The sequence below is a fragment of the Nocardia sp. NPDC059228 genome (assembly GCF_042754245.1).
GTDB lineage: Bacteria > Actinomycetota > Actinomycetes > Mycobacteriales > Mycobacteriaceae > Nocardia.
Map to the genome: position 1 here is coordinate 1 of NZ_JBHZAL010000074.1, position 9,369 is coordinate 9,369.

The 9,369-nt window shown below is 65.4% G+C and carries 13 protein-coding genes; 8 read left to right on the top strand and 5 right to left on the bottom strand.

The features are described 5' to 3' along the window. The 7 genes from ACFXKA_RS42090 to ACFXKA_RS42120 all read left to right on the top strand — a co-directional run. Positions 1-300, top strand: a 300-nt coding sequence (locus ACFXKA_RS42090; protein WP_379431766.1) for an SRPBCC family protein, incomplete at its 5' end; no start/stop codon positions are given. Then, positions 275-607 carry a hypothetical protein gene (locus ACFXKA_RS42095; protein WP_379431767.1) on the top strand — a complete coding sequence of 111 codons (333 nt, stop codon included), beginning with the start codon at positions 275-277 and terminating at the stop codon, positions 605-607. The genes ACFXKA_RS42090 and ACFXKA_RS42095, both read left to right, overlap by 26 nt. Further along, positions 604-1,011 carry a gas vesicle protein GvpJ gene (gene gvpJ, locus ACFXKA_RS42100; RefSeq protein ID WP_379431768.1) on the top strand — a complete coding sequence of 136 codons (408 nt, stop codon included), beginning with the start codon at positions 604-606 and terminating at the stop codon, positions 1,009-1,011. Before ACFXKA_RS42095 ends, gvpJ begins: the two co-directional genes overlap by 4 nt. Then, the gene (locus ACFXKA_RS42105) at positions 1,011-1,772 is read left to right on the top strand and encodes a GvpL/GvpF family gas vesicle protein (protein WP_379431769.1); all 762 of its coding nucleotides are present in this window, start codon (positions 1,011-1,013) and stop codon (positions 1,770-1,772) included. Before gvpJ ends, ACFXKA_RS42105 begins: the two co-directional genes overlap by 1 nt. Before the next feature lie 40 nt (positions 1,773-1,812). Beyond that, positions 1,813-2,118: a hypothetical protein gene (locus ACFXKA_RS42110; protein ID WP_379431770.1), complete on the top strand. Its 306-nt coding sequence runs from the start codon at positions 1,813-1,815 to the stop codon at positions 2,116-2,118. Positions 2,119-2,159: 41 nt separating this feature from the next. Then, entirely contained in the window at positions 2,160-2,531 is a 372-nt protein-coding gene (locus ACFXKA_RS42115) for an STAS domain-containing protein (RefSeq protein ID WP_379431771.1), read from the top strand. A gap of 751 nt (positions 2,532-3,282) precedes the next feature. Beyond that, complete coding sequence (locus ACFXKA_RS42120) at positions 3,283-3,504, top strand: hypothetical protein (RefSeq protein WP_354845838.1); 222 nt, start codon at positions 3,283-3,285, stop codon at positions 3,502-3,504. Positions 3,505-3,777: 273 nt separating this feature from the next. Here ACFXKA_RS42120 and ACFXKA_RS42125 read toward each other — a convergent pair whose 3' ends face one another. From ACFXKA_RS42125 to ACFXKA_RS42145, 5 genes are all read right to left on the bottom strand, one after another. Continuing rightward, a complete protein-coding gene (locus ACFXKA_RS42125; protein ID WP_379431772.1) occupies positions 3,778-4,245 on the bottom strand; it encodes a hypothetical protein in 468 nt (155 codons plus the stop codon). 133 nt (positions 4,246-4,378) lie between these two features. After that, entirely contained in the window at positions 4,379-4,612 is a 234-nt protein-coding gene (locus tag ACFXKA_RS42130) for a YdcH family protein (RefSeq protein WP_354845833.1), read from the bottom strand. 1,162 nt (positions 4,613-5,774) lie between these two features. After that, entirely contained in the window at positions 5,775-6,131 is a 357-nt protein-coding gene (locus ACFXKA_RS42135) for an STAS domain-containing protein (protein WP_379431773.1), read from the bottom strand. A gap of 202 nt (positions 6,132-6,333) precedes the next feature. Further along, on the bottom strand, positions 6,334-6,747 hold the full coding sequence (locus tag ACFXKA_RS42140; protein WP_379431774.1) for a DUF2267 domain-containing protein: 414 nt from the start codon (positions 6,745-6,747) through the stop codon (positions 6,334-6,336). 200 nt (positions 6,748-6,947) lie between these two features. After that, positions 6,948-7,934, bottom strand: a complete 987-nt coding sequence (locus ACFXKA_RS42145; protein ID WP_379431775.1) for a GlxA family transcriptional regulator — start codon at positions 7,932-7,934, stop codon at positions 6,948-6,950. Positions 7,935-8,007: 73 nt separating this feature from the next. On the opposite strand from ACFXKA_RS42145, the gene ACFXKA_RS42150 reads away from it, so the two are divergent. Continuing rightward, positions 8,008-8,847, top strand: coding sequence for a dienelactone hydrolase family protein (locus ACFXKA_RS42150; protein WP_379431776.1), 840 nt, complete (start codon positions 8,008-8,010; stop codon positions 8,845-8,847). The last annotated feature ends 522 nt before the right edge of the window (positions 8,848-9,369 follow it).

The following is a 9,369-nucleotide window of genomic DNA, read 5'->3' on the forward strand; positions in this document are numbered from 1 at the left end:
CTCTCCTGGACCGGCAAGGTGTTCTGGTCCAGACGCACCTGGGAGTCCACGATCCTCGAGCAGGTGCCGTTCGAGCGGATCGTGTGGCGTTCCAAGGGCGCCAAGGGCTATATCGACGGTGCGGTCAGCTTCCACGAGATCACCCCGGACCTCACCCGCATCCTCGTCGTGCTCGAATACCACCCCGGGGGAGTATTCGAGAAGACCGCCAATCTGTGGCGCGCGGCACGGCCGCCGCTGCCGGCTGGAACTCAAGCACTTCCAGCGGCACGTCATGACCGAGGCTGTGCTGCACAGTGACGACATCGTGGGCTGGCACGGCGAGATCCACGACAGCCAGGTCGTCGAAGACGACGAAACCGCACGGCGCAGGGAGACCGAAGACGATCGTGGCGAGGAACAGACGCAAGAGACCGAGGCAGAGGAGGCCGAGCACGACGAGGAAGAAGAGGCCGACGAGCACGACGAGGAAGAAGAGGCCGACGAGCAGGACGACGATCAGCGCGCCACCGAGGAGGAACAACAACAGTCGCCTCGCCGCCGAACAGCCGCCCGCAAGAGCCCAGTGACCCGCCGGTCGCGTGAGAGTGAAGGAGCAAACAGATGACAATCCAACCCTCAGGAGGCGGCGGCGCAAGCGGCACGTTGGCGCGGCCGAACTCTTCCAGCCTGGCTGATGTCGTCGACACCATCCTCGACAAAGGCCTGGTCATCGACGCGTTTGCCCGCGTGTCGCTGGTCGGCATCGAACTGGTGACCATCGACGCGCGCGTCGTGGTGGCCAGCGTCGACACGTATCTGCGTTTCGCCGAAGCGGTCAACCGGCTCGAGATCTCGAGCAGCGAGCCCAAGGGCCTGACCGACATCGTCGGCGACGTCACCGAAGGCGCCGCCAAACACAAAACCCAGGGAGCACTCGAGGCGGCCGGGCAGAAGGTCGCCGACTTCCTCGGCGATGTGCAACAGAAGCGTCAAACAGTGCACAGGCCCTCCACACGTGAGGACCGATAATGGCTGCCGAATCAACAGCGGTGTATGTCTACGGCATCGTGCCCGCCGACGTCGAGACCGAACCACACGCCACCGGTGTCGGCGATCCACCCAGTGAAGTCACGGTGGTGCGGCACGGCGAAATCGCCGCGCTGGTCAGCACACTCGAGTCCGACCGGCCACTGGGCACGCCCGCAGACCTCAGAGCCCACGAGGAACTGCTGGACGGATCGGCCGCAGTCTGTCCGGTGTTGCCGCTGCGGTTCGGTGCGGTCATGACCGACACCGACGCGGTGGAAAGCGAACTGCTCGCCGCGAACGAGGACCAATTCCGCGCCGCCCTCGAGGAACTCGAGGGCCGGGTCCAGTTCGTGATCAGAGGACGCTACATCGAAGATGCGATCTTGCGGGAACTCCTCGACGAGAACGCCCAGGCCGCGCAACTGAAAGACGAGATCCGCGGCAAATCCGAGGACGCCACCCGCAATGCGCGAATCATGTTGGGCGAGCTGATCAACGACGCCATCGAGACCAAGCGAGCGCAGGACACCCTAAAGGTGGTCTCCGAACTCGAGAAACTCGACGCACTGGTCAACCAGCGCGAACCCAGCCACGACGAGGACGCCGTCCACCTAGCGGTACTGGTCGAATCGGCCCGGCGAAAAGAGCTGGAGGAAACGGTGCGCCAACTCATCGCGGACTGGGACGGCCGGGTGGAGCTGAACTTGCTCGGACCGATGGCGGCCTACGACTTCGTCACCAAGCCAGCCCCCACAGGGTGACGCCGTCCGAAAACGACCTTCACCCTCCCCGTCCGATCGGGTGCGCCAGGCTGCGCCCGATGGGCTCGATCTCGGGGTGCAGGCCTCGGGAATCGGCCAAGGTCACTATGCCGGTGACACGCTGAAGACGTCAGCGGGACACCACAGAATCGAGAAGTTCATGCGTGAGATCGAGCGCAGCGTCCACGACGCTCCGTACCGGATTCGATGGTCTCCGGCTCAGCAGCAGTTCGTCGCCCGCACCGACCACTACCCTGGCCTCAGCTACGAAGCCGACTGGCCCGCCGCCGCGGTCCGGGGCCTGCAAGACAAGATCCGCCGACGCCTTGTCGCGCAGAGCAACTGACATCCGATCATCTGTTGGTGCCAAGGTTTAGGGTCTTGCTTATGACCGACCAAGATGATGCGTCGGCGGTTTCGGAGCTGGTGGCCGAACATCGGATGGCCGGCGAAGTCGCGATCGTGACGGTACGTGGTGAGGTCGACAGCGCTACCGGCGGGCAGCTCGAGCAGGCGGTTCGTACCTGCCTGGCCCGCACTCGTGGCGGGTTCTGCGTCCTGGATCTGACCGACGTGCGTTTCCTGGGCGGCCATGGCCTCGCGGCTCTTCTCAAGGTCAGTCGCAGTGCCGAACACCTGCAGCAGCCGTTGCGTATCGTCGTCGACAGCCACCGGCCGGTGGTTCATCCGATCGAAATCACCGGTCTGGAAGAGTTTCTCGCGCTCTACCACAGCGTCGAAGAAGCCCTGCGCGCCTGAGACGGCGACACAATCCACCTGACATGTGTTGGTGGGTGTCGCCTGCCCCCGGCGTGCGCATCGAGAGCGCGCAGATCCTGGGCAGGCTGGGCGGGCAACCGGAGTTCTCGGCACGAGGGCGAGTCCTGGTGGGCTAGAAGGCCGTGGACGTCGGGCCAGGCTTGCAGCGTCGCGGGAGTACCAGTGCCCGTCCCATTCCCGCCCCGCATCGCAGGCGGCGTGGAAGTCCTCGTCGTCGGGCGGCTCGGGAAAGTACGCGCTCGCTACCGGCCTGTCGCTGTGGAAGTAGAAACGCGCGATCTCGGGATCGCGGTCATAGACCCAGTGGATCCACGCCGGGACCGCCGGCGTCGACAGCATCCGTTCAGCAAACCGGCTGCACGGAGTCAAACTGCCCGGTTCTCGTCGCGTGGCCTTCTGGACCCCGGCTACCGCAGCGATCCACGGTCACCGCTTGCGCCCTCAATTTCAAAGCGAACGACTATAGACAGCCATGGTGCGCCCGGAGTGGTGCGACATTTCTGCGACACAATCACCACTGCCCTGGAAACCGCCACCACGATCGCCGCCGCTTGCATGTCGATGTCCTGGGCGGCCTGGGTCCGAAGCCGTTGGCCGCAGTGTTTCGGTTCGTTTCGATTCCCTGCTAATCCGGTTGTCGGCAAACTTTCCGCGTACGCTTGTGTGCTGGATCGATGACGAACGAAGGCGTTGCTGTTCGGCGGTAACCAACCGACAGAGGAGAACGGGTATGGACCAGCAGCAGTTCATCGCCACTCGGCGGGAGTTCGACGAGATCGATACCGACCGCGACGGTTTCATCACCTTCGATGACGCTCTCGTGTGGGGTATGGCCCAGGAGCCGGAAGTGCGGGACATCGTCGGGCGCCGTATCAAGCAAGACCGCATCTGGGCCGAAGGGCAGGTTTCCTTCGAGGAGTTCCTGCGCTACAAGCAGCTGACCGACCACTGATAGCCCTCGTGTGAAACGCCCTGCAGCTGCAGTGACCGTTGTCGGTCAACATCCCTGAAGGGTCTAGCGTGTGTCGCTATGGCGGGCAGGGACATTGTGGTGAGGGTGGGTCAGGACGACTGGCTCACGCTCAACGATGCCGCCGAGTGCACGGGGATGGGCGTTAGGCCTATTTCTCTTGGGGAGGACGCGGGGCGCGGACTGGACGAAAATTCAACAAGGTTCGGCATATGCGCTGATCAGCACTGTGGGCCTCCCGGAAGACTCCCACGGTCACCCGGCGTAGGGGTCGAGGTTGCGGTGGGCGTGGTCGTCGACCGCCTCGGCGGGCCGCAGCCAGCGGACCGGGACACGCAGGGGCTCGATCTCGGGTAGGCCCACGGGTCGGTCCTGGTCGTCCACCAGCCGTCCGCGCACACGGTATTCGCCGTGAGGCAGGCCCAGCGTGGTGAGCGCAGTGACCTGTTCGTCGGTCAGGACGACCTCGATGCTCGGGCCTTCGGTGAGCGGTCGCCCTTCCGCGATGGCCGGGGTGCTGGTCGAGTCCACTGCGGTGACGGTGAGCCGGAAACGAGTACCGCTCATCCACCACCACGCCGAGGCCGGCGTGCCGGGTTGGTCACGGTCGAGTTCGCGCCCTTGGGAAAGCCTGTGCGGAATCAGCACCGCATAGGTTTGCCCGACCACGACGTCGCGGGCCCGCATGAATTCAGCCTGCGCTTCCGCATCGGTGCTGGTCAAGCCATTGTCGTTGTCTTCGCGCGGCCACTACCGGGGCTCCGAGCAGGCCGAAGCATTCTGGCGGGACTGCCCCCTCGTCCTCGGGTGGCAGCGCTCTCTTCATTGTCGAGCGGCGAACGACGCAGGGTATTTGTCATTCGTTCGACTGTGGTCCGCCCTGTACGTTTGTCTCGAGCTGTGACTCCAGCATTATGATGTTATCTTTCGCCGCCAGTCTCTCCTTCTTCAGCTTGTGTATCGCAAGGTCATCGATGTCACTGCGGCCTACTTTCTGTTCGATTTCCCTTTCGAGTCCTGCCAACAATTCCCGCAAAGACTCCAACCGGTTATGCAATTTCTGTTGCTGCTCAGGATTCCGCGACGTCATGGCCGTTACCCCTTCCTGCCTATGCCCTGCCGACTGACGCGCCTGACATGATCCACCTCCTCGGAACTGCGGCAATACCCAACACGGCGGTCTGAACTCACCCGGACAGGTCACAGGTGTATCTCATGGGCGAGCCGGCTACCCAATCGTCGCGGTTGAAGACCAGCATGCCCAGCCCGCGCCACGCGGCACCGGCGACACATGCTGTGGCGACCCCAGGCGGGGCCCGGCACAGGAACCGGACAAGGACCTGATCCCAATGCCGAATTCATTCCTGGCCGCTGGTGCACCGGCGATAGCCGTGTGGCGCGGGTCGCCCACTGGCAAGTCTCCTTCGAGGAGTTCCTGCGCTACAAGAAGTTGACCGACCACTCATAGATATGGCGAGCAGGGACATCGTGGTGACGGTGAGCGAAGACGACTGGCTCACGGTGGACGATGTCGCCGAGTGAGCGGGGATGGGGATGAGCGTGGCGTCCTACGTCTGCTGGGGAGTGCGACTTCTGGCGATGCAGGCCCGCCCCGGCGGCGCGAAACAGGACAGCCGAGCCGCTGTCCCGAGGAAGCGACCACGCGTGTCCGGGCTCAGCGAGGAATCGGAGACGGCCGCGTGGACGCAATCCTTCGCCCAGCGCTTGTCGTCTCGCGGGGACCGGCATCCCCCGACACTGAGCCGTGGGTGTAGCGGTGGGGATGTGTGTCGCGGCGTGGCGGGGGTCCGGTGCACAGTCGCGCACCTACGATGATCGGTGGTCATCCGGCAATGGCCACGGCCATGGTCGGGTACCTGCTGGTTGAGATATGACACCCCGCCCGGTGCTGCCTCCGTCCGCAGGCCGGGCGGGGCCACATCCCGGCGGCGCGGCACCGCGGATTCAGATGCGTTCACAGACCCGGTTGCCCAGTGGGTGATCTTGCCCTGATGCGAGCAAAGGTTCCGATTGATGACCCATTCCGCTCGACTGGCTGTGACCGGCGTTACTCTGATCGCAGGTCAGCGAAACAACTACCTCCCGGGTTCGCTGACCTGCCATGTGCGGCTCCCGATGGCCGCGATCCGCACCATGGTCCAGTGCCGCCAGGGCTGTCCTGACGGCACTGTCGCGTCACTACCCGGCCCGGCCAGCGTCACGCTCGGGCGATGGGTTCGGCGGATCGATCGTTATTGCTTCACCGGTTCGATCGAGTGGGGAGCGCAGAATGCAAACTGGGCTGCCATGCCGGTTGCGTCCAATATCCGTGTGACGCAGTACGACCCGTCGATGCACATCTTGCAATGGCACCAGTCGGCGAAATCCTGGGCCGCGAGCAGGGCCCGAATCCCGGCCACGCCCAGGAACGTGACCTCTCTCAGATCGACCACCACCGATCCGCCGACGCCGAGACTGCCGATCAGCACCTGCTCGAACGCGGGGGCGGTCACAGCGTCGATCTCGCCGCCAATGGCGCACACGTGGGTGTGGTCGGCGAGGGTCGAGACCGTGATGGACAGCAGGCCGGGGGAGTGGAGGTGATTCATCACCATCACCTAGTTTCGGGCGCGGGCTAAACGCCGTTCGCGGTTGAGCGCCCTGCATCGACCGCGAGTGACCAGGCTGTTCTCTGAACCCGGCTCTAGCGTACCCGCCACCGACACCGGACAAACGGACAATTCGACCGCGGCCCCAGCCTGCGCGTCAGCATCGCTGCTGGTCAAGCCGTTGTGGTTGGTTCTCGGGCGATTACTGCCGCTTTTCAGTCGCGTGGACCACGTGTGTGGGTTCCTGCTCGGCGGCGAGCATGCTCACGACGTCGGCGCCCAGATGTGCGGTGAGGTCGGCGAGGAAGTCCGGGTCGTGGATCCGCAGGACCTTGAGCACTGCCCGGGTGAGGCGGCAGGCGCGCGTGGGCTCGACCTCGAGACGCCACCCGACTTCGGCGATCACGTGGCTGCCGTCGAGCGGGTGGGGCCTGCCGAATGGCTCCATCGACTCCTCCAACAGGCCCGGCAGCTGCTGAGCGTGCTGATGGCGGACCGGTGCCGGTAGAGATCGTGCGCAGGTGGACAGCACCGCCGTGACGGCCTCGCGAGCCTGCTCGCGGGTGTCGAGTTCGGCCGACTGCTGCACGGCCTCGATGATCTCGTCACACTTCATGGTGATTCGACGATGCTGGTTCCCGATCTCGGCTACTGATGATCTCCACTCATCGTACGTGGCCGCGACGACGGTGAACTGCGGCAACCGAACGTCCCCTCCTGCCGAATACCCGCTGACCGAACCGGTTGGAGCGCCACGAGCCGGTCGACCCTCGGATGGGGTAGCCACCGCGATCACTGTTCTTGTTCGGTCGCCAGCTAGGTCGATTCGGCCGCGCGGGTGCGGGTGGCGGTCGGTGTCTCGCCGGTGTGCCTGCGGTAGATGCGTCGGAAGGCTGCCGGATCGGCGTAACCCACCGCGCCCGCGATCACGTCGACGGGTTCGCGGGTGGTCGTGAGTAGGGTGGCCGCTTGCCCGACCCGGAGGCGATGAACGTACTGGGTGGGTGAGACGCCGGCGCGGTCGCGGATGCGGCGGGTCAGGGTGCGCGGAGAAACCGCTGCGACACTGGCCAATTCGTCCAGCGATAGTTGCCGGTGCAGGTTGGCGTGCACGTGCTGTTGCACGGCGCGCAGCACCGGGTCGGTGGCTCGTAGATGCTCGAGCACCATGTAGCGCGACTGTGACATGCGGGCATCGAGCACCAGGTAGTGAGCCACCTGCTCGGCCAGTGCACCGCCGCCGAGGCGGGCGACCAGCGCCAGCAGCAGATCTGTGTGGGCGAAAGCCGCACCGGCGGTGAGTATTGCGCCGCTGTCGACCACCATGCGATCGGAGTGGACGCTGACATCGGGGAAGCGGCGGGCCAACAGCGGCGCCAGCCACCACGTAGTGGTGGCGGCCCGGCCCGATAGCAGCCCCGAGGCCGCGAGCACGAAGACAGCCGAGCAGGAGGCAGCTACCGTAGCGCCGGAATCGGCGGCACGCCGGATGATTTCGACGGCCTGCGTGGTCTGGGGTCGGGTCAGCAGTTCCTCGACACGCGCTTCGCTGGACGCGGACGGCCCCGGCAGCACCAGAATATCGCCGGGTTCGAACTGCGCTGCGCCGAGCGGGGTTTCGGTATCGACGCTGATCAGCCGCCCGCCGCTGGATCGGACCGGCAGCCCATCGAGTGATGCGACGCGCTGCCGCAGCCGCCCGCCCGTGGTGTCACCGGTGATCCCGGCTGCCGTGTCGACGATGTCGATACCGAGGCCGAGTGCACCTTCGAGCACACCGTCGAGCGCGAGGTGGGTAATCATGTGGCGAGACTATACCGAAGAGTGGCGATCTCGCCAATGGCGGTGTGCTGACCTGTTGCGGCAGGGTTTGGGTGTGCAGCAATCTCTCCCGCAGGATTCTCTCGACGACGACCTCGCCGATTTCGCACCCCGGTCGATCACGCTCGACGGAGTAGCCCGCACGGTGTACGTCAGCGGCACCGGACCGGCGGTCATCGTCATGGCGGAAATGCCGGGCATCAGCCCCGATGTGGTCCGGTTCGCCCGCTGGGTGCGCGACGCCGGGCTCACCGTCTACCTGCCGTCACTGTTCGGCCGCGACGGTGCCTACCCGGAGGCCGAGGCCGGCGTGGAAGTCTTCAAACGAGCTTGTGTCAGCGCGGAATTCCGGGCCTTCGGCGCGGGCAAGTCCAGCCCGGTCGCGGTGTGGCTGCGTGCGCTGGCAGCCCTGGCCCATCGCGAATGCGGCGGTCTCGGCGTCGGCGCGCTGGGTATGTGCTTCACCGGGAATTTCGCGCTCACCATGATGCTCGAGCCCGCGATGCTGGCGCCGGTGCTGTGCCAGCCGTCGCTGCCACTGGATGAGCCTGGGGGACTGGAGATTTCGCCCGGTGAGCTCGCGGCCGTGCGGGAGCGACTCGATCGCGATGATCTCGTGGTGCGCGCCTATCGCTTCGAGGGCGACCGCTTCTGCACCGCGCAGCGCTTCGCCGCCTACGCCGCAGCGCTGGGTCCGCGTTTCGAGCCGCGAGTGCTGCCCGCCGACGCGGCGAATCCCTCTCCGCCGCCGTTTTTCTCGCAGATCGTCGGCTGCCCGCACAGTGTGGTCACCGCGCATCTGGTCGATACGGCGGGGGAGCCGACCGCCGCGGCCCGCGACGAGATCCTCGCCTTTCTCGTCGACCGGCTGACTGCGCACGTCCCGTTGCAGTGACAGAGCGTCCACGGCTGGTCCAGCTTCGCGGCCACTTCACGCTGGCCGAACTCTCCGCGGAGATCCGCGGATACGTCCAGTGCAACACAGAGGCCATTCCGATGTGCTCAGGAGCCTCGGGAGGAAGTAGTTCAGGGTTAGTTGAATTCGGCAGTCAGGGAGAGACACTCGGGCTGCCGTCAGACGGCATGACGCAGCACCGATAGCCCACTACCGCGTTGCTCCACAGGGAAGGACTCCGGGCTGGTGTCTTCAGTTGCGCCGCAAACCTACTGAAGTCCCACTTTGCACTGGGGGTCTGTCCATGTCCCGGACCGACCCGTCATGACCCGGGTCAGCGATCGTCGTCGGGTCATAGGCGGTGTGCGAGTCGAGTGAGATCCAGGGTGTTTGCCAGTACGTCCAGAACTGTCTGTTCGTGTCGACGTGAATCCCCCCGGGTCCGGTGCACACCTGTTTATCTGTCACCGGCCGGTTGTCCGGCGCGGTGTGCATAGTAGTCGGCCTCGTATTCGACCGGTG